The organism is Stenomitos rutilans, assembly GCF_059505485.1.
Genome location: NZ_JCACKR010000106.1, coordinates 19,957 through 44,496, shown reverse-complemented (window position 1 = coordinate 44,496; position 24,540 = coordinate 19,957). Strand labels below are relative to the sequence as shown.

At 50.0% G+C, this 24,540-nt stretch carries 22 protein-coding genes and 1 pseudogene; 11 read left to right on the top strand and 12 right to left on the bottom strand.

Going from position 1 to position 24,540, the window contains the following annotated elements; genetic code table 11:
* Positions 1 to 51 precede the first annotated feature (51 nt).
* A pseudogene (locus AC5JLP_RS21285) lies at positions 52 to 279 on the bottom strand (transposase); the annotation flags it as partial.
* 250 nt (positions 280 to 529) lie between these two features.
* Between AC5JLP_RS21285 and AC5JLP_RS21280 the strand changes: the two are divergent.
* Positions 530 to 1,684, top strand: coding sequence for a DNA topoisomerase IB (locus AC5JLP_RS21280; protein WP_496069956.1), 1,155 nt, complete (start codon positions 530 to 532; stop codon positions 1,682 to 1,684).
* A gap of 11 nt (positions 1,685 to 1,695) precedes the next feature.
* On the opposite strand, the gene AC5JLP_RS21275 is transcribed toward AC5JLP_RS21280, so the two are convergent.
* From AC5JLP_RS21275 to AC5JLP_RS21260, 4 genes are all read right to left on the bottom strand, one after another.
* Complete coding sequence (locus tag AC5JLP_RS21275) at positions 1,696 to 2,223, bottom strand: serine O-acetyltransferase (protein ID WP_496069955.1); 528 nt, start codon at positions 2,221 to 2,223, stop codon at positions 1,696 to 1,698.
* Positions 2,220 to 3,212, bottom strand: a complete 993-nt coding sequence (locus tag AC5JLP_RS21270) for a glycosyltransferase family 2 protein (RefSeq protein ID WP_496069954.1) — start codon at positions 3,210 to 3,212, stop codon at positions 2,220 to 2,222. The genes AC5JLP_RS21275 and AC5JLP_RS21270 overlap by 4 nt, the downstream gene beginning before the upstream one ends.
* A gap of 146 nt (positions 3,213 to 3,358) precedes the next feature.
* Positions 3,359 to 4,696, bottom strand: a complete 1,338-nt coding sequence (locus AC5JLP_RS21265; RefSeq protein ID WP_496069953.1) for an O-antigen ligase domain-containing protein — start codon at positions 4,694 to 4,696, stop codon at positions 3,359 to 3,361.
* Positions 4,697 to 4,843: 147 nt separating this feature from the next.
* Positions 4,844 to 5,686 carry a 2OG-Fe(II) oxygenase gene (locus AC5JLP_RS21260; RefSeq protein WP_496069952.1) on the bottom strand — a complete coding sequence of 281 codons (843 nt, stop codon included), beginning with the start codon at positions 5,684 to 5,686 and terminating at the stop codon, positions 4,844 to 4,846.
* A gap of 975 nt (positions 5,687 to 6,661) precedes the next feature.
* Between AC5JLP_RS21260 and AC5JLP_RS21255 the strand changes: the two genes are divergently transcribed.
* The gene (locus tag AC5JLP_RS21255) at positions 6,662 to 6,841 is read left to right on the top strand and encodes a hypothetical protein (protein ID WP_496069951.1); all 180 of its coding nucleotides are present in this window, start codon (positions 6,662 to 6,664) and stop codon (positions 6,839 to 6,841) included.
* Positions 6,825 to 8,846 carry a DNA primase gene (gene dnaG, locus AC5JLP_RS21250; protein WP_496069950.1) on the top strand — a complete coding sequence of 674 codons (2,022 nt, stop codon included), beginning with the start codon at positions 6,825 to 6,827 and terminating at the stop codon, positions 8,844 to 8,846. Before AC5JLP_RS21255 ends, dnaG begins: the two co-directional genes overlap by 17 nt.
* A gap of 63 nt (positions 8,847 to 8,909) precedes the next feature.
* Here dnaG and AC5JLP_RS21245 read toward each other — a convergent pair whose 3' ends face one another.
* Positions 8,910 to 9,488 carry a pentapeptide repeat-containing protein gene (locus AC5JLP_RS21245; RefSeq protein ID WP_496069949.1) on the bottom strand — a complete coding sequence of 193 codons (579 nt, stop codon included), beginning with the start codon at positions 9,486 to 9,488 and terminating at the stop codon, positions 8,910 to 8,912.
* Positions 9,489 to 9,745: 257 nt separating this feature from the next.
* Here AC5JLP_RS21245 and AC5JLP_RS21240 point away from each other — a divergent pair, with 257 nt between their 5' ends.
* Positions 9,746 to 10,246 carry a YraN family protein gene (locus AC5JLP_RS21240; RefSeq protein WP_496069948.1) on the top strand — a complete coding sequence of 167 codons (501 nt, stop codon included), beginning with the start codon at positions 9,746 to 9,748 and terminating at the stop codon, positions 10,244 to 10,246.
* 16 nt (positions 10,247 to 10,262) lie between these two features.
* Here the strand turns inward: AC5JLP_RS21240 and AC5JLP_RS21235 are convergent, their stop codons facing one another.
* Positions 10,263 to 10,652, bottom strand: a complete 390-nt coding sequence (locus AC5JLP_RS21235) for a hypothetical protein (protein WP_496069947.1) — start codon at positions 10,650 to 10,652, stop codon at positions 10,263 to 10,265.
* Positions 10,653 to 10,969: 317 nt separating this feature from the next.
* Between AC5JLP_RS21235 and queA the strand changes: the two genes are divergently transcribed.
* The gene (queA, locus tag AC5JLP_RS21230) at positions 10,970 to 12,070 is read left to right on the top strand and encodes a tRNA preQ1(34) S-adenosylmethionine ribosyltransferase-isomerase QueA (RefSeq protein WP_496069946.1); all 1,101 of its coding nucleotides are present in this window, start codon (positions 10,970 to 10,972) and stop codon (positions 12,068 to 12,070) included.
* Positions 12,071 to 12,317: 247 nt separating this feature from the next.
* Here the strand turns inward: queA and murD are convergent, their stop codons facing one another.
* Positions 12,318 to 13,712 carry a UDP-N-acetylmuramoyl-L-alanine--D-glutamate ligase gene (gene murD / locus AC5JLP_RS21225; RefSeq protein WP_496069945.1) on the bottom strand — a complete coding sequence of 465 codons (1,395 nt, stop codon included), beginning with the start codon at positions 13,710 to 13,712 and terminating at the stop codon, positions 12,318 to 12,320.
* A 506-nt stretch (positions 13,713 to 14,218) separates the two neighbouring features.
* Here murD and ftsH4 point away from each other — a divergent pair.
* From ftsH4 to AC5JLP_RS21205, 4 genes are all read left to right on the top strand, one after another.
* A complete protein-coding gene (ftsH4, locus tag AC5JLP_RS21220; RefSeq protein WP_496069944.1) occupies positions 14,219 to 16,081 on the top strand; it encodes an ATP-dependent zinc metalloprotease FtsH4 in 1,863 nt (620 codons plus the stop codon).
* Positions 16,082 to 16,205: 124 nt separating this feature from the next.
* Positions 16,206 to 16,997: a DUF554 domain-containing protein gene (locus AC5JLP_RS21215; protein WP_496069943.1), complete on the top strand. Its 792-nt coding sequence runs from the start codon at positions 16,206 to 16,208 to the stop codon at positions 16,995 to 16,997.
* Between the two features lie 140 nt (positions 16,998 to 17,137).
* Positions 17,138 to 17,584, top strand: a complete 447-nt coding sequence (locus AC5JLP_RS21210) for a type II toxin-antitoxin system VapC family toxin (protein WP_496069942.1) — start codon at positions 17,138 to 17,140, stop codon at positions 17,582 to 17,584.
* Positions 17,585 to 17,597: 13 nt separating this feature from the next.
* Positions 17,598 to 18,149 carry a type II toxin-antitoxin system VapC family toxin gene (locus AC5JLP_RS21205; RefSeq protein ID WP_496069941.1) on the top strand — a complete coding sequence of 184 codons (552 nt, stop codon included), beginning with the start codon at positions 17,598 to 17,600 and terminating at the stop codon, positions 18,147 to 18,149.
* A 132-nt stretch (positions 18,150 to 18,281) separates the two neighbouring features.
* On the opposite strand, the gene AC5JLP_RS21200 is transcribed toward AC5JLP_RS21205, so the two are convergent.
* Both AC5JLP_RS21200 and AC5JLP_RS21195 read right to left on the bottom strand, forming a co-directional pair.
* Positions 18,282 to 19,610 carry an ATP-binding protein gene (locus tag AC5JLP_RS21200; protein WP_496069940.1) on the bottom strand — a complete coding sequence of 443 codons (1,329 nt, stop codon included), beginning with the start codon at positions 19,608 to 19,610 and terminating at the stop codon, positions 18,282 to 18,284.
* A 179-nt stretch (positions 19,611 to 19,789) separates the two neighbouring features.
* Positions 19,790 to 20,197 carry a Fur family transcriptional regulator gene (locus AC5JLP_RS21195; protein WP_496069939.1) on the bottom strand — a complete coding sequence of 136 codons (408 nt, stop codon included), beginning with the start codon at positions 20,195 to 20,197 and terminating at the stop codon, positions 19,790 to 19,792.
* A gap of 489 nt (positions 20,198 to 20,686) precedes the next feature.
* Here AC5JLP_RS21195 and purS point away from each other — a divergent pair, with 489 nt between their 5' ends.
* Positions 20,687 to 20,962 carry a phosphoribosylformylglycinamidine synthase subunit PurS gene (gene purS, locus AC5JLP_RS21190; RefSeq protein WP_496069938.1) on the top strand — a complete coding sequence of 92 codons (276 nt, stop codon included), beginning with the start codon at positions 20,687 to 20,689 and terminating at the stop codon, positions 20,960 to 20,962.
* Positions 20,963 to 20,999: 37 nt separating this feature from the next.
* On the opposite strand, the gene AC5JLP_RS21185 is transcribed toward purS, so the two are convergent.
* Positions 21,000 to 21,239, bottom strand: a complete 240-nt coding sequence (locus AC5JLP_RS21185; protein ID WP_496069937.1) for an RNA-binding S4 domain-containing protein — start codon at positions 21,237 to 21,239, stop codon at positions 21,000 to 21,002.
* Positions 21,240 to 21,685: 446 nt separating this feature from the next.
* Here AC5JLP_RS21185 and AC5JLP_RS21180 point away from each other — a divergent pair, with 446 nt between their 5' ends.
* A complete protein-coding gene (locus AC5JLP_RS21180) occupies positions 21,686 to 23,374 on the top strand; it encodes an ABC-ATPase domain-containing protein (RefSeq protein ID WP_496069936.1) in 1,689 nt (562 codons plus the stop codon).
* A gap of 15 nt (positions 23,375 to 23,389) precedes the next feature.
* Here the strand turns inward: AC5JLP_RS21180 and AC5JLP_RS21175 are convergent, their stop codons facing one another.
* Complete coding sequence (locus AC5JLP_RS21175; RefSeq protein ID WP_496069935.1) at positions 23,390 to 24,475, bottom strand: glycosyl transferase; 1,086 nt, start codon at positions 24,473 to 24,475, stop codon at positions 23,390 to 23,392.
* Positions 24,476 to 24,540 lie beyond the last annotated feature (65 nt).

Sequence of the window (24,540 nt, the reverse complement as noted above, 5' to 3'; positions counted from 1 at the left end):
GGTTGCTGAACTACGAACTGGCACACCCCGCATGATTCATGCAGGAAGTCTATTGTAGGCAAGTCCACTGGTGCGGCTAATTCCTCTGAGACTACTGCCTTCGCTATGCGCTTGTAACACTTGCCGAATCTGTTCGGGAGTAATTTGGCGATGATAGTACATCGTGTCAAAGCGCTCGTTGAACGTTTGCTTGCAATGGGGGCAAAAATAGCGTTGGCTCCCATTCGGAGCTTTTCCATGCTTGTGGGTGCTAGGATGACCGCAGAGCAGACATTCCATAATTTGTACGTAAAAGTAGCGGTCTCCCTACTTTACTCGACCCACCATTCTTTGACGCACTACCAACCCAGGCGTGCCAAACTAAATTTCACCTGGAGACAAAAGCTCTCACTGCACCGACATCAGCTTCATTGCCTGGGTTTAGGCAATGATCTGAACTTGCGTGAAAAACTATACTGCTGTGCAGATTCCAACTCGGTTGAACTTCGCTAAAAGAAAGGGGTGAATAATTTTCTACTTCTAATAGTCAATGCAGCATAAAGTTCAGAAACGGACACCTCAACCGCGATCACGTCAAGCACGATCGCTACAGAAACACCTGCAAGCGGTGACAGCCTCTGATCCGATCAAATCAGCAGAGGAAATCGGCTTGCACTACGTAACCGACAACATTCCCGGCATTCAGCGTAAGCGTTCTGGGAAGAAAAGTTTTGCCTATTTTAATCCTAATGGCGATCGCATTCGTGATCCAGACGAAATCCGCCGCATTAATGCATTAGCGATTCCACCAGCCTATAAAGACGTGTGGATTTGTCCCTTTAGCAATGGGCACTTACAAGCAACCGGACGAGACGCAAAGGGCCGTAAGCAATATCGCTATCATCCGCTATGGCGAACTATTCGTGACCAAAGTAAATTCACACGTCTGCTTGTGTTTAGCCAATCGCTACCCCAAATTCGGCAACGGTTGGAGCACGATCTTGCATTACCAGGGTTGCCAAAAGAAAAAGTGTTGGCCGCGATCGTCCGCCTGATGGAACTAACTCGTATTCGTGTTGGCAATGAAGAATATGCTCGTTCTAACCAATCCTATGGTCTGACGACCCTCCGGGATGAACATGTTGATATTGCAGGCTCTAAAATTCAATTTCAATTTCGAGGTAAAAGCGGTGTTGAACACGATATTGAGCTGAACGATAAACGCTTAGCTAAAATTGTTAAGCGATGTCAGGACATTCCTGGACAGGAGCTATTTCAATATCGAGATGAAATGGGACAGTATCAGACGATCGACTCAGGTACCGTTAACAGTTATTTGAGAACGATTACTGAGCAAGATTTTACGGCTAAAGACTTCCGTACATGGGCAGGCACGGTATTAGCCGCGTCAGAACTTACCGATATTGGCACCTTTACCTCCGAAACGGCTGCGAAGAAAAACATTGTCCAGGCCATCAAAACAGTTGCTTTTTATCTTAGAAATCGCCCTGCAACGTGCCGCAAATACTATGTCCATCCAGCCATTTTAGAGGCGTATATGGATGAATCGTTACATCAAATAATGCAAGAGCATGCTGCAATCGTGGCTAAAAACAGCTTCGCCTTGAAACCCGAAGAACTAGCAGTCGTTGCCGTGTTAGAACAACAGTTGATGCTCGAACTCCAGACTCCGATCGCGTCTTAAAATCTCTTGCCTTACTTGATGATTTTGGCAGGTATACCAACGGCTGTTGCACCGGGTGGCACATCTATTAGAACTACAGCATTGGCTCCAACATTGGCATCATCACCAACAGTGACATTACCCAGAATCACGGCACCCGCCCCGACGTTTACTCGTTTTCCCAGCTTTGGAGCCTCAAACAAGCGATCAAGGTAGCGTAGCCCCAGAGTAACGCCCTGCCGAATGATGCTGTCATCGCCAATATGGCAATACCCGTGAATGACAATTCCCCCTTGATGTTCGATGATCACTCGGCGGCCCAACTCCACCGTATAAGGCAACTCAATGCCATAGCCGTTGCGAATTTTACGATAAAGCGATCGATATAGTAGGCTAAACGGTGCTCGCAACAGTTTTGGCTCAAGGGTCATACGCCAGACTCCAAAGCGATGCACGGCCACAGCGCGAAAGCCTGGTTTTGTCCAGTCTCGTCCATGCGCTTCCCAGTCTTCTTTAATTTGTTGCCACAGACCTAGTGGTTCAGTCTCGCTAGTGCTCAAATCTGGCCTCCCCTGATAAACACGCTGTTCATCAGAAAATCGCTCCAAATTTGGGGGGGATCGGTGTCGGGCTTGCGTTGAACGACCCGCCGCCATCGCCATAACGTAAAACCTGTAAGCCAGGCTGCATCAGCTAAAGCGGCATATAACCAGCCATGATTCTTTAAAAAGTACCGCCGTCTAGAATCAAACCAATAAGTCGGTAACCGCTTCGGTGGGCGCTTAGAATCGGTCACGCCAGAACTTTGACCAACAAAATGAACGACATGACTTTGAGGCACATACCAGCAAGACCAGCCTGCACGTTGTGCTCTCAAGCAGAAGTCAACTTCTTCAAAATACATAAAGTAATGTTCATCAAGTAATCCGATCGATTCAAACACTTCGCGACGAATGATCATACTCGCACCAGCAACCCAGTCTGCTTGGTGCGAGTGATCCAAAATTTCGGGGACGATCGCCCATCGCGAAAGCAACTTAGACGCTATACCCAGGCGCAAGCCAAAATCTAATTCACCCACTACGTTCGGAAACCGAAAGGCTGATTGCTGCGCCGTCTGGTCTAAATCTTCCAGACGACTGCCTGCAATGCCAACTTCCGGCTGCTTATCCATAAAAGCCAGCAGTGTTTTGATTGCGCCTGGGCGGATAATCGTATCAGGATTCAGCAATAATACGTAGGGGCATGGATGCGTTGCTGCCAGAACTGGACGAATCGCGGCGTTATTGCCGAAGGCGAAACCACCATTGCGGTCTAATGGCATTAGTTCAACCCAGTGATGCCATCGATTTTTGTCAATCGCTGACGCAATTTTCTCGACCGAACCATCACCCGATGCGTTGTCAGTCACCACCACGTAGCTACCAGGGATCGTCTTTATCTCATCTGATAAAGAGTTCAAGCAATCGATCGTTAAATCCGCTGTTTTGTAGTTCAGTACTACAACCAGTAGAGTTGTTGCTTGATCTAGCTTGACCGTATTCGACATAGAACAACCCTTAGTTTAAACAAACGTTGTAAGTTTTCAAAAAACATTCTCTTTGTATATAAGAGAACCCTATTACTGAGCTTCTTGAGTTAGCTTCTTAACCCACACATCGACGTATATTCACGCGAATTTCCACCTATTACTTATCACCTCGTTTGTCTAAGAATAGGTTGTCTAGCTGGAAACCCCTGTAGCTGCCGATTGAGAATTACTCCAGTAAGACCACCGCTAGCAAGTGTGAAAACTGAGTTTGGAAACGCATTCAACGTGCAGTCCAAAGTATACATAGCTAAACCAACCGCGATCGCTGCCGTGATCACAATATTAGGATGTGACCAAGACGTGGGTGGGTAGACAAACCAGAAGCCTAAGACAGGTAGAAGCAATGCTGTAAAAACGCTGATTAATCCGACTAGGCCATTTACACCAAATGCAATGATCCAGAGGCTGTCTGTGATTGTAATTACATACCCGCCTTCTTTATAAAGCTGATTTCTACCGTATCCTCCCCACCCAAACAAGATTTGTTGACGTGCTTTAGCTGAAAGAACTTCCTCGTTCATGAAGCGGAAGCCTAGAGACTGAAGGCGATCAGGATCGATGAAGTTAGCTAGAAAATCAATAATTTCCTGCCCAGGAAAATCTCCCACAACACCTAGGTACAGGTAAATAAACATTGCCCCGATCAGAATCCAGAGTAGAAGACCAGTACCATACAACTGTGCTGCAATGACAATAATGAGTGCCATAAGCAGCAAAAAGTAAGCGCCAGTCGCCTTGACCAAAATAAATGCTGTTATTAAAAAAGCAATAACCCAACCGATCGGAATATTCCGAACTTGCCTAATGGTCTTGGTTCTCCATAGGATGATGCCCATTAAAGCCGCGAACATCATCCAAACACCTAAGGCTAAACCATTCTGCAAAAAGACTGATGGTCTGTACCCTCCATAGCGGAGATCTGATGCTCCAGCAGTAAAGCGGTAGAGGAGGCCATGTAAATTGATATGGGTTGCAGTCTCAAGAATACACAGGGGGGCATAAATCAATCCACCCCAAAAAATTCCGATTCCTAGCTGTCGTAAGCCAGAAAAGCTGTTCAAGTAGATTCGCCCTAAGAAGTAAGGAACTCCCCAACCCATTGTTTGAGCGATCGTACTTGAAACTCCATCATAAGCACCAAGCCCATTAGTCACTGACGAAGCAAAAGGACAGAGGCACCAAACAGCTATAGGCAGATCAAACCAACTAAATCTGAACGTTTTGAACCGCTCAACATTATAAAGACATGTTGCAAGTAGAATACCTAAACATGTCGCCGACATTTTGTTGTATTCCACTGGAATACCGGGCAATTTAAACGTTGCGAGCGGCAAAAACAACCAGGCTGTCACAAAGCTAATGACAACTGCGCGCTGAGGCGGAAAGCGTATGAACAAGTAAATAACGATTGGAAACCAAGCATACATTACGAGAGTATTCATAGCTCACCTTCATACAAGTCAATACACCAGAACAGGGTGAAGACAAAACCACACTCCCTATCAACTACAAATAAGATGCTGCTATGTCTCCTCATTAGCTTAATAGGGTTTTGGTTTTGAGCCTCTGCCACAAGAAGCTGAAAATGATTACTTGCTTCTCAGCGCCCTGTAAGTATCAACCAAAATTGGAGGCAATAATTGCTTGATGATGCTTTTAGCTGTTGTGTCTGAAGGTTCAGATAATTGAAAATTATCCTGAGGACGGGTTTGAAAGATGGTTGTGTGTGGAGTTCCTAATGTCTCTTCAGCAGGGCGACCATTGCTGTAGTAGTAGAGTGCAAGAGACTTTCTCGTCCTACTCTCAGGGCAGGTCAGCGGTTCAGGATGACCATGATAGGAAAAATCAGTTGTACTAAAAACCACACAGCGATTGAAAATTGGAAGAATTTTCTTCTCGCATTGAGTCATATTTTGATCCCATAGCTCAAGGTGTCCTCCGTATTCCTCCTTCCAATCTTGATTCAGATAAAGCAAGAAATTTAATCGCCGATCAAGGCGTAGCTTCTTATGCCGATTGAAATCTACATGCATTTTCAAAAAGCCACCGCGCTCAATTTGATGAAGTCCGCCTCCCTCAAAGTGAGGATCTGGCAAGAGGCCATCAATACCTGTAAGAATTTCTAGGAAAGTAATGAAAGTAGAGGAATTAAGGCTATACAGTAGCAACCGAGTTGCGTCACCCATTTGCTGCTCATGCTTTGAGGCAAGTTTCTTCTCGGCTGGAGTCTGAAATGTTTGCCAATCAATTTGCTTTGGATTAGGAAATTCTTTTAGGACTTCCTCCAGAATGGATTCTGGCAAGAAGTTATCAATAACAATATGGGGGAACGGCTTGGCTGTAGCGTATTCCTCACGGTGCTTGATTGCTAGAGACTTCAGGTAATCTACATCAAGACGAAACATCGGAAGGGTTACATTCGTAGCATTCATTCGAGGACTTTCCTGCCTACAAGGGTTAACTTTAATGCAATGTGGATGTAAAGACTTTAACGGCCTCTGCAACGATACAATTTCAGATGTGATCTCTCTACTGCATAACTCTTTCAAGACCTTGGCCGCTGCAATAGCGTCATCTGAAAAAATTTTTAAACCTGGTAAAAAGCTTTTCTAAGATAACCATTGGCTCATCACTTGAAATCTAAATCGAATTACGAGTATTACCACCACTGATAGCTCCTCAGTTCTTTTATGGAGATGGACTTGCCGCTAGTAGCATCAATGGAATCAAGGATTCAAAAAGATGGCTGCCACTACAGCTATCTCCTTTAAAGCGTTAAACGTCTTATGATTCTTGAGATGGAGCGACTACCTGGTGATTTGAAGCAAGACGTCCAACTTTGTTCCAGAGAAAGTTGAAGAACTTACCAGTCGTAGCCTATCCTAACTGCTGGCTTGACCTGTGGCAATCCTTCGCCTTTTTACTCAAAATTTACCGTCAGCTCAAGAAGCACTGATCTAAAGACTGCCATACATAGGTATAGTGTCTGCTCTGCAATAGGTCTTAGATCTGCCGCAGTAGCGACATTTGCATTTGTCTAACGCTTGCTTGCAAGAGACTCCGGGGATTTACGTGAGTACTCCACCCTATAAAGCCTTTGTAAAGGACATTTAGAGCACCTCCGCAGATACGATGGCTCTGGTCTTCTAAAGGGTGATTGCTAGAATGGTGATAGCGCGTGGATCTGCCGAAGGCACGCTCTCCGAGTCCAGCGCATTGCGGTGAAACATAGCGACTCACGAACACAAACAAGACGATCCCTGCTAAGGCAGTGGGATTCTGTCAACGTCCGCTCTCAACGCATGCGCTTTTGACCAGGCAAGGATGTCTGCCATCACTGATTAGAGAACTAGGGCCAGAGCTTTTGATGTTGAGAAGCTAAGATATCGTCGAGTATTTTGGTGCGCATGATTGATGGAGAGGAAAAAGCACGGGATGGCGTGTTGTTCTTGAAACCGATCCTGAAGCAGGTTATTGGGCCGTTTGGCGTCCCGTTTGCCAAGCTGTGGGTCTGCTGGAGCACCAGAGGCGAAGTTCTAAAAAATACATGTGCCGCGATCGCGCCTTACCTTGAGTCAAACCATTAAGAAACCCAGCCGCTTAGCCCACATTCAACCAAATTTGCGACAATATGTGAACCTCATTTTCCCACTCCTTACTTCCCCCTTTATGGATATTCCACGCCTCCACCCCGATACGATCGAACAGGTGCGCCAACGTGCCGATATTGTGGATGTGGTGTCTGAGCATGTGGTGCTGCGCAAACTGGGGAAAGACTTTACGGGCTTGTGTCCCTTCCACGACGACAAATCGCCCAGCTTTACGGTCAGCCCTGGCAAACAGTTTTACTACTGCTTTAGCTGTGGTGCGGGTGGCAATGCGATTAAGTTCCTGATGGAGTTGGGGAAGCGATCGTTCAGCGAAGTGGTGCTGGATCTGGCAAAGCGCTATCAGGTCTCGGTGCAAACCCTGGAGCCAGAACAACGTCAAGAACTTCAGCGTCAGCTTTCTGTGCGAGAGCAACTCCACGAAATTTTGGCGCTGACAGCCCGCTTCTTTGAACATGCGTTAAATCAACCGCAGGGAAAAGCGGCACTAGATTATTTAACGACACAACGAAAGCTCAGCGCGCTGACCATGCAACAGTTTCAATTGGGCTATGCGCCTGCCGGATGGGAAACGCTCTTCGGTTATCTGGTTGAGCAAAAGCACTATCCCGTCGAACTGGTGGAACGGGCAGGGCTGATTGTGCCACGCAAAGGGGCAACCGGAAGCTACTATGATCGCTTCCGCGATCGCCTTATGATTCCCATTCACGATCTTCAGGGGCGAGTCGTGGGCTTTGGCGGTCGATCGCTAGGTGACGAGCAGCCTAAGTACCTTAACTCACCTGAAACTGAACTCTTTGACAAAGGTAATATTCTGTTTGCACTGGACAAGGCACGGGCCGCGATTGCCAAGCAGGACCAAGCCGTCGTTGTAGAAGGCTACTTCGATGTGATTGCGCTTCACAGTGCAGGCATTTCTAACGTCGTGGCGTCGATGGGAACGGCTCTCAGCCTCGCTCAAGTGCGACAACTTTTACGCTACACCGAATCCAAACGCATCGTGTTTAACTTTGATGCCGATCGCGCAGGCACTCAAGCAGCGGAACGGGCGATTGGCGAAGTGGCTGCGCTGGCTTATCAGGGCGAAGTTCAACTGCGCATCCTCAATATTCCCACTGGCAAAGATCCCGATGAGTTTCTCCAATCGAATACGCCAGCAGACTATCAGCAGTTGTTGGATAATTCTCCTCTCTGGCTTGACTGGCAGATTCAGCAGGCGATCGCAGGTCACGACCTCCACCAGGCGGATCAGTTTCAGCAAAGCGTGCAAGCGATCGTCAAACTGCTCGGCAACCTGCCTAACTCCATGCTCCGTACCCATTACATCCAAAAATGTGCCGAACTGTTGAGTCAAGGCAACAGTCGCCTCATGCGGCAGCTAGAAGATAATTTGCGGCTGCAAGTGCGGGGCGAACGGTGGCATGGGCGATCGCAAAAGTGGCAGACCAGCAGCGAACGTGATCTGCTGGAAGAATCGGAAGGGCAGCTACTGCGTCTTTACCTCCATAAACCGCTGCATCGGCAGGCGATCGTTGAAGCATTAGAAGCCCGCGATCTAGAATTTAGCCTGTCCCACCATCGCTTTTTGTGGCGACAAATCTTGGCACTAAAAGAAGATGGGTTCGATGTCGAAGCTAATCCATTGCTGGATTTGATGACGCTGCTGCAAGATCGTTGCACCGACTTTCCCAGCGACATGCGCAAAATTTATACCTTCTTTCAGCTTGACGAAACCGGGGACATTGACGTGCTGCGATCAACTCTCGTCATCCGCTCAGCCGTTGCTTCAATGGAAAAAGTGATGTGCGAAAAACGTCGCCGCCACTTTCTTTCGCTATGGGAAAAGACCGATTGCGCTGCTGCACCTGAGCTAGGGCAGTTTTACTATAAAAAAATCTGTGCGGAAGAACAGCGGATACGAGACCTCGATCGCGAACGCCAAACCACCTTTGAAGATCTCGTGCAAGCGCCTGTACTCAGTTAGCACATTTCAACCATCAGTTTGAGCTAGAGAGTTTTAGCCTCACGCTCACTTCGATGTCTCAACCTAATCACAGCCTAACGTTTGACGTGTTTTGCGCCCTGTTGCTGGATTTACGCCTTTTGCCTGCTTACACAGCTGCACTTGAGCATCGAGCCGCACGTCTACATCTGTGAAATCAGCACCATCAACGATCGCGCCTCCAAATTTGGCATTAAAGGCAAAGGCCCCTTCAAGATTGGCGTTGGTCAGCTTGGCATCCGTGAACCGAGCCGCATCCAAAGTCGCATTGCGTAGGTCAGCACCTTCAAAATTTGCGCCTTCCAGATTGGCCCCAAAAAAGCTTACACCGTGCAGATCGCTGTGACTAAAATTGCTGCCTCGCAGATTGGCCTTGGTAAAGCTGGAATCGGTCAAATCTTTGCTCGAGAAATCAGCCCCAACCAAAAAATCGCGGTTGTAATCGTCTGCAAGCACAGGCAGGGGACTCAGAACCCACATGCTGATGATCAAAGCACTGCCGAAAAGGAAGCGCACGATCGCCCCTTTGTAGTGCCATCGCTGGCTCCGCATGACTGACAGAACATTCCCCAGCCAATCTGTTTGCTGCTGGCTAACTGTTTTACCAATGCGTCTACTGCTCATTGTCGATGCTAATACCGAACCCTACATCGATCGCGCTGTTCGCTGCTCACAAACCTCAGACGCACCACGCGACTCAGCTTGCTGAGCGAAGACGATCCCTACGTTCTCGATCCTACCCGAATCCGTTACGCTTCTGGCTTCACAGCAGCAAACTGAAACAGTGAGGCGACTAGCAGATCTGTTTTGCGAGGAGAACGTCGCTTTTAACGACAAAGCGGTCAATGCTAAGGAAAGCGATATCATGACTTATGCCACAAATGCCCAAGCAACGCTCTGAGCGCAAAACAAATGAAGCCTCGCACACTGGCGCACTGGGAGAAGCATTGGTGGCTCAATGGCTCAGAGATCGTGGCTGGTTAATTCTTCAGCAACAATGGCATTGCCGCTGGGGAGAGCTAGATCTTGTTGTCGGACAACCCTCACTACAACAGCCGACCCAACCCATCACGTTGTCGTTTGTCGAAGTCAAAACTCGCAGTCAAGGCAATTGGGATTATGATGGCGCGCTAGCCATTACCGCTCGCAAACGAGCAAAACTGTGGAAAACAGCACAGCTATTCTTAGCAGCCCATCCTGCCTGGGCGGAACTACCCTGCCAATTTGATGTTGCGCTGGTGTGCTGTAGGCAATCTAATCGAAAACAAGCGCGATCGCCCCAAGACCCTACAACACCATTTGACCCAAAACGAGCGGTTGTGGAAGCAGGTTATCACCTTATTCTTCAGGACTATATCGCTGCAGCCTTTACACTGGACTGAGTCTCAACTCCATTCTCTAGGCCAATGTTTCTGGGCAGTAGCCTAACCCTTGCACGAACTGCTTCCGAAACTCTTCAATTTCCTCGCGATCGGGCGTACCATGCGAAACTACCGCAACTTGATAACGATGCATCACATCAACAGGCGATTGCCCTGTCTCTAGCCCCCAAAGAGCCATCTGTACGCGGATACCTGGATCACAAGGAATACCCAATTCGTTCATGAAGGCTCGCAAGTTTCCGTGCTCATATGGGTCCAGGCACCGATTCATCTTAACTTTAATGATCCAGCCATCAATCTGGTGGATGACGGTCATGAAGCGCACCGGAAAGCGACTGGAGGAATGCAAATACTCAACAACCCGTAATGTGAGGGTTGCGTTTGAAAGATGATACAGGTAGTCCATCAGTTTCTTCCAGCTCAGTCAAACACCTACATTTCTATAGTCCACTAACCGTATCAGTAAATACCAGGGGAGAAACCCCCGAACAGGAGAGGGGTTCCACCCAACTTGGAAAGGATGAGGGATAAAGGATAAGGAATGAGTTTGCAACTGTTAGTGGTTAGCTTCTGCCTTTTGCTTCCTGCCTTTTGCCTTCTACCTTGCATTTTGAGCCATCAGCGGTCAGCCGTCAGCGTTCAACGCTCAACTGTCCCGATTGCTTCTAACAATCAACAACTTCTTTTGCCTTCTACTTTCTGCCTTCTACCCTCTACTCTCCTATGCTGTCCGATCGCTTGCTTGCTGCATATGACTACACCCTGCCTAAAACCCTGATTGCTCAAACGCCCAGTGTTCCTCGTGATCATGCTCGGTTGCTGGTGGTTAAAAATCAGGAGCAGCATAGTCACGCGATCGTCCGCAACTTACCAGACCTGTTGCAACCAGGCGATTTGCTGATTCTCAATAATACTCGCGTCATTCCAGCCCGCCTTTACGGTTATAAAACGGGCGGTCCACCTGTGGAAGTACTGTTGCTAGAACCTCAAACGGTTACGGCTCAAGCGGATGCTACTACGCGCTGCTGGTTGGCATTGGTCAAACCTGGGAAGCGTCTAAAACCGGGCGCTCAGCTCGTGTTTGGAGAAGCGAAAGACTTCCAGGAGGCTGAAGTGTTAAGTGCTACTGTGATGGCGATCGATCCCGCTACAGGTGGGCGGATCTTACAGTTCAATGTGCCAGCAGGAACGACGTTAGACGGGTGGATCAATCAATTAGGGCAAATGCCGCTGCCGCCTTACATCACTCAATCCGAAGCGCACCCGGATCAATATCAAACGGTGTATGCCGATCGCCTTGGCGCGGTTGCGGCTCCTACAGCCGGGTTGCACTTTACGCCTGAGTTGTTGCAACGTCTGGAAGCAAAGGGCATTGAGCAGACATTCGTCACTCTTCACGTCGGGGTTGGTACCTTTCGTCCTGTGGAGGCAGAGACCATTACGGATCACACCATGCACGCTGAATGGATTGAAGTGCCACCCGAAACCGTCGCAAAAATTCAGCAAGCAAAAGCCAAAGGCGGACGGATCATTGCAGTGGGTACAACGGTGGTGCGATCGCTCGAAACGGCAGCACAAAGCGGCACCCTTCAACCCTTTCGCGGCAAATCTGACCTGTTTATCTATCCGGGCTATCAGTGGCACATTGTGGATGGCTTGCTGACCAATTTTCATTTGCCGAAATCCAGCCTACTGATGTTGGTCAGCGCATTGACTGGGCGACAGCGGTTGTTGGATCTGTATCAGGTGGCGATCGCTGAACAGTACCGGTTCTATTCTTTTGGGGATGCAATGTTGATTTTGCCAGAAGCGGCGAGAAAATAAGGGGAGTGGGGAGGGAAGGCAAGGGAAGCAGGGGGAGCGGAGAAGTTTTGAGTAGCGCTGCTAGGGAATTTTGTTAGCGTAGTGTTCCCGTAGGTTTGACTTCTCTAAGGGTAGAGAATACTTTAATCCGCTTCGACCCCTAACGTTGCTTTTTATGCCCTTGCTTCTTGTCTTCTACTTTCTGGCTCCAAACCTCTGACTCCTGATTCTTGGCTTTTGCCTTCTGCCTTCTTTTGCCCTCTACCTTCTACAACTCCTGACAAAGTTCGCGAAAGCGATCGCCGCGTTGTTCAAAGTTTTGGTATTGGTCGAAGCTGGCGCAGGCTGGGGAGAGGAGTACGACAGGGGTTTGGTATTGTTTGGCAAGGATTGTCGATCGCGGGACGGCCCGTTCCATTGTCTCTACAATTTCAACGTTGATGTAACCCACCTGCTGTAGGCGTTGAGCAAAGACGGGGGCGGCGTTGCCGATCAGAAGAACAGCAGCGGCTTTCGCTTGAATCGCAGCAATCCAGGCGGTATCATCACCTTGCTTTGCTTCGCCACCCGCAATGAGAATGGCAGGGTGTTTCACCGCAGACAACCCGACTTCAGCCGCATCGTAGTTAGTGGCTTTGCTGTCGTTGATGAAGTCGATGCCCTGCCAGGTACGGATGTGTTCCAGCCGATGGGGTACGCCGGGGAAGGTGGCGATCGCGTGGGCGATCGCGTGTTTATCAATGCCTGCCAGTTTTGCGGCAGCGACTGCCATCAACAGGTTTTGCCGATTGTGACTTCCAGGCATCCGCAGCAGGCTCACAGGCAGAATCAACTCGGTCGATGTACGCACCCAGGCATCCTCGATATAAACACTTTGAGGCGCGTGGCCGATCAACTCTGCTTTGTCGCTAACGCTTGTCCAGCAGGCCGTTTTCTTCACAGGATAAGCAATGTGTTTCCCTAAGTTTCGCAAATACGGGTCATCGCCGTTGAAGACTTGGTGATGCGATTGGTGCAGTAAGTGGGATTTGATTGCGCCATAGCGTTCTAGTGTTTTGTGGCGACTCAAGTGATCGGGCGTAAAGGTTGTCCAAACACCAATCGCAGGCGCGATCGAGGGAGAGGATTCGATCTGGTAACTGCTGAGTTCGGCGATCGCCCAATCTGGTTTCTTGTCTTCTAGCGCGACTTCACAAGCGGCGTAGCCAATGTTGCCAAAGGCTGGTGCGTAGAATCCCGCCGCTTGAAAAATCGCCGCAATGAGGGCAGTTGTGGTCGTTTTGCCATTGGTGCCTGTAATGCCAACCCAGGGGCAGTCCTTCAGGTATTGCCACGCGAGTTCAGTTTCGCCGATCGTTTCAATGTCCAGTTCTCTGGCACGCACTAAACCTGCCAGATCCCACGGAACGCCAGGGCTAACCACTAAGCGCTGTACAGATCCGGCTAACGTTTCAACAGACTGAGGCTTAAGGGGTTCGCTTAGGTGAACCGGAATACCTTCGACGGCAAGTTGCTGTTGCTGCTGCCGCAAACTATCAGAACACCCCGAATCACTAACCGTGACGTGCCACCCTTCGCGTTTGAGTAATCGAGCTGCCGCTATTCCTGATTTTCCAAGACCAATGACATACGCGTTGGGCATAGCAGCAGCGAAGTTCCTCATTTTGCATGTTTCATCCTACCGCTTAATGAGCAGTCGTCTGATGGTTGAGGTACATTGCTCCAGCGTGTAGGCGCTTCCAGGCTACTAACTGGGGTACTGGAAGCCTCAAGCTTTAAGCGGATGTTGAACACATCTATAGCGATCCTATTTGGATTGTGAGAAAGGATTCCAGTGGAATCCTTTCTCACAAAGCCTCTCAATCTCACAAATGATTTAGGACTGCTATATGAAGGTTACTATCCATACGTTCTGTCTTTCTACCGTACTTTTTGACGGACGGTTATAAGCTCAAACGTGCTGGTTATCCGTACAACGATTGGCTTGAAACGGCGATCGAGTGACGATTAGGATAACCATTAAGCCTTCGTAAAGCTAGCCGTGTTGCATCGATGACACCGCTTTGGATGACATCGTATGGTGCATCCGCTAGTCGAAAAGCAACTCACTGAAAATATCATTTTGTTTCGATGTAACCGTGCTTCACACTTTAGAGACGATTGATCGTTATGCCCATTAAAGAACAACCAAATACACCTCGTCCTCGCTTCATTAGTAATATTTTTCTGGCCCTCATTGGGCTATCTCTGATTGTCAATTTCGCGTTGCCCCTTTTTCTGGGGCCTCAAACTCCTGGAGTGCCCTATAGCTTGTTTATTCATCAAGTACAAGAAGGTGAAGTTGCACGCGCACAGGTGGGACAAAGCCAGATTCGCTTTCAGTTGAAAACAGCCGATGATAAGCCTGGTCAGGTCTTCACCACCACACCGATTTTCGATTTGGAGTTGCCCAAATTATTGGAAGAAAAGGGCGTTGAATTTGCGGCTGCCCCGCCACCCAAGAATGGTTGGATTGGTAGCCTGTTAAGTTGGGTGATTCCGCCTCTGATCTTTGTAGCGATCTGGCAGTTCTTTATTCGACGCGGTGGTGGTGCTGGCGGGCCGCAGGGCGTACTTTCTATTGGGAAGAGCAAAGCTAAAGTCTATGTCGAAGGCGAACCGGGAAAAGTCACCTTTGCAGATGTCGCTGGGGTCGAAGAAGCCAAGGCTGAACTGGTCGAGATTGTCGATTTCCTCAAGGCTCCAGGGCGTTACACCCAAATTGGGGCGCGTATTCCTAAGGGAGTCCTGCTAGTGGGGCCACCAGGAACGGGTAAAACGCTGCTGGCAAAGGCTGTGGCAGGAGAAGCAGGCGTACCATTCTTTAGCATTTCTGGCTCGGAGTTTGTGGAGCTGTTTGTGGGGGTTGGCTCTTCGCGGGTGCGCGATTTGTTTGAGCAGGCGAAGAAGCAAGCTCCCTGTATCGTGTTCATTGATGAGTTGGATGCGATCGGCAAGTCGCGAAATAGCGGTGGCTTCTACGGTGGCAATGATGAGCGCGAGCAGACGCTGAACCAGTTGCTGGCCGAAATGGATGGCTTTGCCGCTGGTGAGGCAACCGTGATTGTGCTGGCAGCCACTAATCGCCCTGAGGTTTTAGATCCGGCGCTACTGCGTCCCGGTCGGTTTGACCGTCAAGTGCTGGTCGATCGTCCAGATCTAGCCGGACGTGAACTGATTCTCAAAATCCATGCCCAAAAAGTGAAGCTGGGTGACGATGTGGATCTGAAAGCGATCGCCACTCGCACTCCGGGTTTTGCAGGCGCAGATTTGGCAAACCTGGTGAATGAAGCGGCACTGTTAGCAGCTCGTAACAAGCGGGAGACGGTCGCGCAGGAAGACTTTGCCGAAGCGATCGAACGGGTGGTGGCTGGGCTGGAGAAGAAAAGCCGAGTCCTCAACGATAAAGAGAAGAAGATCGTCGCCTATCACGAGGTGGGTCATGCGCTGGTCGGCGCTCTGACGACTGGAAACGGGAAGGTCGAGAAAATCTCGATCGTACCGCGTGGTATGGCTGCTCTGGGCTATACGCTACAACTCCCCACCGAAGATCGGTTTCTCATGGACGAAGCAGAACTACGGGGACAGATTGCAACGCTGCTGGGTGGACGGTCTGCCGAGGAAGTGATCTTTGGCAGCATTACCACTGGAGCCTCGAACGATCTGCAACGAGCCACTGACCTGGCAGAACGCATGGTCACAACCTACGGTATGAGCAAAATCTTGGGGCCACTGGCCTATCAACAGGGGCAACAAGCGCAGTTTCTTGCCGATGGTGCGCCCAATCCTCGCCGAGTAATGAGCGAAGAAACGGCACAAGCGATCGATCGTGAGGTGAAAGACATTGTAGAAACCGCCCACCAACACGCGTTGAACGTCATTAAGCTCAACCAGGACTTGCTGGAGATGATCGCGACCCAACTGCTAGAAACCGAAGTGATTGAGGGTGAAAAGCTCCACAGTCTACTCGGTCAGGTTCAACCGATCGCTTAAGGACGACACTACGTCTGTCAGTATCAACGTCCCTTGTCTACGCCTTAGACGAGGGACGTTTACTATAGTCGGGGCTTCAGGCCGTGGGTAAAAGTGCGTTAGGGTAAGCGATGATCCTCCGCTAGTGACTGTACTGATGCTCGTCTTACTGAAAACGGCTTCTACCCCGATCTTGCCCCTTGACCTGTGGACAAAAACCAGCGGTACCTGGATCAACGTCGCCACAATTTTGTTTGGTACGCTCTGCGGCTTGCTCCTGCGAAAAAGCTTACCCTCTGGAATGCAGCGAGTAATTACCCAGGGAGTTGGGCTGGTGACGCTATTTCTTGGCGTAACGATGGCGAGTAGCCTGCTCAAAGCCCAGGCTGGACGAGTGGATGGCATCATCCTGGCGCTGCTAGCGATCGTCGTTGGCGGGTTGCTAGGAGAAAGCCTGCAACTGGAAGAACGTCTCTACACGTTAGGCGAATGGCTCAAAGCACGCTTTCAGGGCGAAGGCAGCTTCACCGAAGGGTTTGTCGCCGCCAGTTTACTGTTTTGTATCGGGCCAATGGCAATTATTGGCAGTCTCAATAACGGCATTGCTGGAGACAACACGGTTTTGAGCATTAAAGCCACAATGGATGGACTAGCCGCGATCGCCCTCACCAGCAGCTACGGCATCGGGGTCGGCTTCTCCAGCCTCATGATTCTTCTCTATCAAGGCGGACTGTCACTCCTCGCAGGGCTACTCCCTCAAATCCTGGCAAACCCCACCACCAATCCCCACGTCCTCATCACCTCCGGCGTTGGCGGCTTGATGATTTTAGGCATCGGCTTAAATTTACTCGACATCGCCAAAGTCAAAGTCGCATCTTTCTTACCTGCTTTACTCATTGCGCCTTTGCTCTACACTCTTGCCAAATGGGTGATTTAGAACTGGTTAATAAGTTGTCAGTCCTCAAAAATCTTGCGAGAGAGCTCTTTAACTGACTCTAGGAGAAGCGTATCAGAGCCACCAAATTTTGCTACCTTGCTTAGAATTAGAGAAGAGCTAGCTTACCAAGAGGCGCTAAAGTGCAAGAACCTGACGGCAAACCTCTTGTCTTTCTGGATACGAATGTTGTGGCTTCTTACTTGCGTGGTGAGCCACCCAGTTCGCATTTGTTCTCCCACGAAATAATTGAGAAGGTTCATCTCGCCATAAACCCTGTAGTTCTGCAGGAGCTTTTCTTCCTCGCTGAAACTCGCAAACACCCTGAAATGCTTGATGAGATTCAACAAGAGGTAAGGCTTTTACCCTTAAACCTCGAAAAGGCTGAGGAGTATCTTAAGCAGGCGGCAAACCTTCGTAATCGAATAGCCCACTCCAACGATGTTTTGATTTTAAGCAGTGCATCGAATTGTGATTATCTTGTAACTTACGACAAGGCACTGAAAAAAACCCTTAATTCTCTGTCAACTGGCAAGCCTGAAGTCGTGACACCTGAACAGCTAATATCTCAACTTACAAGCAAAGTTTAAAGGTCGAGCAGGTGTGAAGGTTTGCATTGACACAGGGGTTTTCATAGATTACCTTAGCGCACAAGCAATTGCTGGTTCAAGCTTGCGGTCTACAGATCGTCGGGGACGTGCTCCTCACAAGCTATTTGAAGATGCAGAAAACGTTCTTAAAAAAGTAGCTTCTTTGCACACAGTAGCAACATCAAGTTTAACTTACTACGAAGTTGAAGAAGCTTTGTTTAAACAACTCACATCAGTTGCTACAGGTATGGTGAATGCAAGTACAATTCGAGTTCTTGCTGCACGTTCTATTGTTCCGCAAACTATTACAGCAGTGCGTTTTTTTAGCATTAATGTTCTTGATTTAACCTCTACAACAGTAGAAGAGCAGTTAAGTAATATGGAGTTATACGTTAGGGATATACGGGCTGCTGATGCACTTCATGTTGCAAGTGCAATTAGCTTTGATGCAGAAGTTTTAATTTCTGTAGATGAAGATGTACTTAAACTGGACGGCTTTATTACCAACAAAAGTGGAGTTCCTATCAAGTTCTGTGATACAGATATTGCGCTAACAATTCTGTAAGGTTAGCAATCACATCCCCCCAATTGCTGCAAAGTTATCTGCAAGTATTCGAGATCATCTGCTGCGGATGGTTGGGAATGTTGTTAGTTTTTTAAAGAAGTCAGTAGACAAAAGTTGAGGTTAGCGATATCCTTATTCTTTACCTTCTTCCCCATTCCCTACTCCCGCTAAGTCAGCGGTGAGGAAATCGATAAACTGTCGTGCGCTGCGGCCCGATCGCCCGTTGTGTCGCGTTGCCCATTGCAAGGCTTGAGCTTCTAGCGCTTGTGGCTCCAGAGCAATCCCTGCTTGCTGGGCGAGGTGGTGAATGATCTGCAAATACGTCTTCTGGTCAGCGGGTTCAAAGGTGAGGGTTAAGCCAAAACGATCGCTAAACGAAAGCTTTTCCTGCACCGTATCCCAAGCGTGAACTTCATCGCCATCACTGGGACGGGGACGATCGCCAAAAAACTCGCGAATCAGGTGTCGTCGATTGGAAGTGGCATAAACCACCACGTTTTGCGATCGTGCCGTTAGATTTCCCTCCAGCACTACTTTAAGAGCTTTGTACGCATCCTCATCTTCCTCAAACGACAGGTCATCGACAAAAATGATGAACTTCTGCGGTAGGTTTCGGAGTCGCTCGACGATCGCAGGCAGATCCGTCAGGTCTGCTTTGGCGACCTCAATCAGGCGAAGACCATCCTCTCCGTAGCGATGCAGCAACCCCTTCACCAGTGACGATTTACCCGAACCCCGACTGCCGTAAAGCAGCACATGCAGCGCCGGATAGCCCTTGAGCAAAAACGTCGTATTCTTCAGCAGTGCCTCTTTTTGAGTCTCATAGCCCACCAAATCCGTGACCTGCACGCGATCGGGATAGGCAAGGCCCACCAATGTTCCTGCCTGCCAGCGAAACGCCTTGTATTGAGCAAACAGCCCCACACCCTGCTTGTGATAGTGGGCGGCAAGTGGCTCTAAGGCATCGCCCCAGTTGGATGCAGATTGCACAGTCGATCGCAGCCACTCCAAACTTGCGGTTGCTTCACACTGCCAGATCACCGGAGCCACCATCAGATGCGCTGCCACTTTAACTGCTCGGCTCAACTGTTCACTATCATAGGCATACAGTTGTTGCACCACCTGAAGATCATGGCGAGCCGCTGCCACCAGAGCCGGAGGCAGTTCATTCAACGCTCTGTGCTGTGCCTGCTGGGTAAACGGATTATCCGCGTGCAACAGTTGGGTGAGTAGATGATCTTGCCAACTTTGCTGACCCTCCGCCAACGCGCTAAACCAAGCACCATACGCCAGCAAACATTCGGTATTTTCGGCAGCCGTGTTGCGTTCGGCATGGCGAATGGCTTGCAGCAAGGTCAAAAACGCCTGCCCAATGGGGTCATCAAGTAACGATCGATAAACGAGAAGTGAGGCTACCTGATGGAGGAGTGGTTGAACTGAAGCGATCGCGGGTGTAGTCATTGATGGCGTTTTCCATGCGAGTGAAGTATAACGGCAAAGCGAGAAGAATCCAGAAGCCAGAATACAGGAGTCAGCAGTGGTTTGAGCAACTGACTTTTGACTCCTGGCTTTTGACTCCTGGCTCCCGAATACTTAATTGAAGCTGCTCCGCTGTTGAGTCAGAAATGCAATGTATTCCGCTAATTTACAGACTCACCTGTGGCATCAGCCGCCTGGCATTCTGTGCAAAGCCCAAAGAATTCCAACATGTGGTAGTAAATTTTGAACTGATAAGACTGGTTTAACTGCGCTTCTAGCTCATGCACTGGGCATGTATCGATCGGAATCGATCCGCCGCACTGCAAGCACGTTAAATGATGCCGATCTTCCTGCACCAGGCTGTAAAGCGACTCACCGCTTGCCATCGTCCGCGCCTGCACCACCCCCTCCAGCTTCAGCGCCTCCAACGCCCGATACACCGTCGCCAACCCCATCGCCTGATCACAGTTCCGCAGCTCCACAAACAAATCCTGCGCCGAAATCGCGCGATCGAGATGTTTAAGAAGGCTGATGATCCGTTCCTGACTGCGAGTACGACTGGCTTTCATGGAGAAGGTGAGGAGTGAGAGAGAGGAGGAAATAGGACGGCAGAGGGGGCAGGGGAGGCGGAGGAAGCGTTGAGTTTTGAGGTTGGAGTATCGAGCTTTGAGGTTGGAAGATCGTGTTTTAAGGTTGGAAGGTCGAGCTTGGACCACGGAAGGTTGAGTTCTGAACGCGAGCGATTGAGCTTGGAGGTCGAAAGGTCGAGCTTGGAGGTCGGAGGGTCGAGGTTGGAACTCGGAGAATTAGGCTTGAAGGTCGAAAGGTCGAGCTTGGAACTTGGAAGGTTGAGCTTGGAGGTCGGAGGGTCGAGGTTGGAACTCGGTCTGTCCTGCCTGGACCTGAAAGCTTTGCTCCCATACCTCACATCTTCATCCCTCATCCCTCATCCCTCATCCCTTATCCTTTAACTTTCTCCCTCTGCCTCTGCCTCCTGCCCTCTGCCTTCCATAAAGCGGTAGCATCAATAACGGTAAACGCACTAGCAGGAAACAACGGTGACTCAAACGTATCATGCTCAAATCTATGTTACTTTGCGCCCGTCGGTTCTTGATCCTGCCGGGACAGCCGTACAGTCTGGGCTGAAACACATGGGGTATGAGAATGTGGCTCAAATCCGCATTGGCAAGTACGTTGAATTGACTTTAGAGGCGGCAAGCGAAGCAGTCGCCCGCGAACAAATCGATCGCATTTGCGATCAACTGCTGGCAAACCCGGTCATTGAGAATTATCGGTTTGATTTGCAGGAGATGCCCACCAGTGTGAGGGAGTAGGGAATCGGGAATCGGGAATCGGGAGTCGGGGGAAGGTTCATGCCCAGGGGTTTGGCTCATTGGTATTGTGTGCTTGAAGGGTTGAGGGTTCGACATTAAGGGTTTCGCCCATCGTAGAGACACGATCGCCCAGAACGAGTTTGCGTCCCCGACGCGTTTCTACTGTCCCATTGACTTTTACCTCTCCTGACTGGATCAGCAGTTTCGCCTGTCCACCCGTCGATACAATGCCAACCGCCTTCAAAAATTGATCCAGCTTAATCACTTCTGTCGTCATACTCAACCCTGCTCAAAACTCAGCGCGATCGTTCAGCGCCTAGCTACTATCTTTACACGCTACTCCAGCACAGGTGGTTAGGAGGCAGACGGCAGAGGGCAGGAGGGAAAGGCAACACGCTAAGCCCAACCTTTCAAGCTCAAACTTCCATCCCTTAAGTTCCAAGCTCGACACTCCGAGTTCCAAGCTCGACACTCCAACCTTTAAGCTCGACACTCCGAGTTCCAAGCCCAATGCTTCGAGTTCTAGACTCGACACTTCGACCTCTTAGCTTGACAATCTAACCTCTGAGTTCAGCACTCCAAGTTCTAAACTCGATACTCTGACCTCCAAGCTCGACACTCCGAGTTCAAACTTTGCTCCTTCCACCTCAAATTCCCCCCTGCTCCCCTCGCTCTCTGTGCTCCCTCTGCCCCCGCCGCTCCTCCTGCTCCCCCCTCCCCCCCATGTCAACCCAAGCTTCTCTGCACCTGCTTTTGCATCGGCTCGACCAGCAAAACTACAAGGCGTACAAAGACCTTAGGGGAAGCTACGAGTTTGCGGACTTCACGCTGCTGCTCGATCGCATCCAGGGTGATCCGTTTGCGTCACCGAGTCAGTGCCGAGTGAGGATACCGCAGACGATCGCGAGCTTTTCCAAGGATCTATACCGCAACCCCAGTCGAGCCATTGCGCTGCGGGATTACATTACTCGTCAGTTTGATCAGGCGGCTCAATCCATGCGTCAACATCGGGGGAACGGTAGCAGTGGGCTAATTGCAATTGCTCAACCCAAGCAGACGATTCTCGAACGTACCGCAGCCTTTATTGATGATGCGTGGTTAGAAATTCGGTTTGTGGTGGGATTGCCTGCTTTTGGGCGACGGGTGGCAGGGCTTCAGGCAGCGGAGCTATTGTGTGATGATTTACCCCAATTGATCGATCGGGTGCTGTATCGTGCCCTGAATGCTGGTGCCATTCAACGTCATGTCGAAGTTGCAGAAGATGCGGCTTGGCTACAGCAACAGTTGGTGGATCAGAGCCTGGTTGCGTTTGTTGCCGATGGTGCTATTTTGCCTCGTCGGAGTGGTGTGGACGATCGCCCGTTGCTTGATGGCATTCCGTTCCAATCACCCGCCTCTCTGCGAGTTGAGTTCACCTGCCCCAATCGAGGGGTGATTACGGGCATGGGCATTCCTGCAGGCGTGACGCTGATTGTGGGGGGTGGCTATCACGGAAAATCGACGCTACTGCGGGCGATCGAGCTAGGCGTTTACACTCATATTCCTGATGATGGACGCGAGTTTGTGTTGACCGAGTCTGCTGCGGTCAAAGTCCGGGCAGAAGATGGACGCAGTGTGGCGGGAGTCAATCTATCGCCATTTATCAACCATTTGCCACTGGGACGATCGACCACGCCGTTTTCTACCCAAAATGCGAGTGGCAGCACATCTCAAGCCGCCAGCATTATCGAAGCTCTAGAAGCAGGCACCAAGCTACTGCTGATTGATGAAGATACGGCAGCGACAAATTTTATGATCCGCGATCGCCGGATGCAGGCACTGATTGCGAAAGACCGCGAACCCATCACACCGTTTATTGACAAAGTGCGCCAACTGTACACCGAATATGGCGTCTCAACCATTCTGGTGATGGGTGGCAGCGGTGACTACTTTGATGTGGCGGATACGGTCATTGCCATGCAAGACTTTCAACCGCAGGAAATGACCGCACAGGCACAGGCGATCGCGCAGCAGTACACGACCGATCGCGCTCCTGAAGGCGGCACCCAGTTTGGAACACTGACACCACGTTTTCTCTCTGTTCAGTCTTCTACAAACAACGATCGTCCCCCCAAACGCAAAGTCCGCGATTTAGACACCATTGTTCTCGGTCACGATGAAATTGACCTCTCAGCGGTTGAGCAAATTGCCGAAACGGGGCAGCTACGCGCGATCGCTGCCACACTGCTTTACCTCCAACAGCACTACCTCGGCGGCAACCGTCCTCTCACCGAAGTTCTCGATTACGCAATGGCAGATATCGTCGCAGGTGGCTTCGATGACCTCACCGGGTTTCCTAACGGTGATTTCGCTCACTTTCGCCGCTTTGAGTTGGCAGCAGCGATCAATCGGTGGCGAGCAATTCGAGGTTGAATCAGTTATTAGCCATCAGCTATCAGCTTTCATCAAGTAATTAATCACGGCTTGAGCGATAGCTTGATTGCCGTCTGTGATCACAGGCTGCGATCGCGTGGGCTTTAACGGCTGCTGCAAAAACTCCCAATTGCCGTCAAAAAACTCGGTAGGCGTGAGGATTTGCGATGGCACGTAATCCTGAATGCCATCGAGCAAAATGGCGGCTTCGGCAAAATCATCGCGGGTGATGGAGACGATCGGCGTACCCAAGCGGCAGGCTTCCGAAAAGGTGCTGTAACCAGGCTTTGAGAGCAAGCGACCGCAGACGGGCATGAGGTCGACGGGGCGATAGTGATTGTCAGCAATTTTGATCAGATTGGGCAGGTCAGGTGCAGTGCGATCGAACGTCAAAAACTGCCAATCCACAAACTGCTGCAAGTTTTGGTAGGGAATCTGCGCCAAGCCTAAACCGCCAAAGGTCATCAGCACAGTGTGATCGACTTCAGCCTTCACCCCAAAGGTCTCTCGCAGTTGGGCAACGCTGTAGCGGGGCGTTCCACCCGTCAGCCCGACATCCGTGATCGTGGGAAAGGCGCTCATCGGTTCATGCAGGGGTAGGCGAAAGAGGCGATCGCACTTGCTAAAGCAGTCCGCAATCCAATCCGCCACGTCTACAAATTCGCCGCCCCAAGGACGGTAAATAAAATCCCACCCAAAGTTGCTCATCATCCAGCACGGCACCTGGGCCGTCTTTCCTAGCAAGGCTGCCAGCGGCGGAATGTCTGCCAGAATCAGCCCCACCCGATTTTGCTTAATGAAGTTCACCTCAGAGGCAATCAAGCTGTTTTGCTGCGCCCTGAGCTGTTTCAGCCGTTCCAGCGTTGCAGGCAAATCCATCGTGACGCTATCCGCCTGCAAAATGCCCACATCAAAGGCTCGTGGACGGTGAATAAAATCGGTTGAAATGTATGCCTCCAGTAACCAACGGGGTGCTGTTGTCACCAAAATAATTAAGATTTCAGGGCATAACCGCTGGATTTCGGCAGCTACAGACGCAGCACGAGTGGCATGTCCGAAGCCATGATTGGTGATAGCGATGTAGAGAATGGGTTGGGGCATGTAGCAATCCTTTTTTTTTGTAAAAATGATTCTGGCCCAGCTTTCAGCAGTCAGCTTTAAATTCC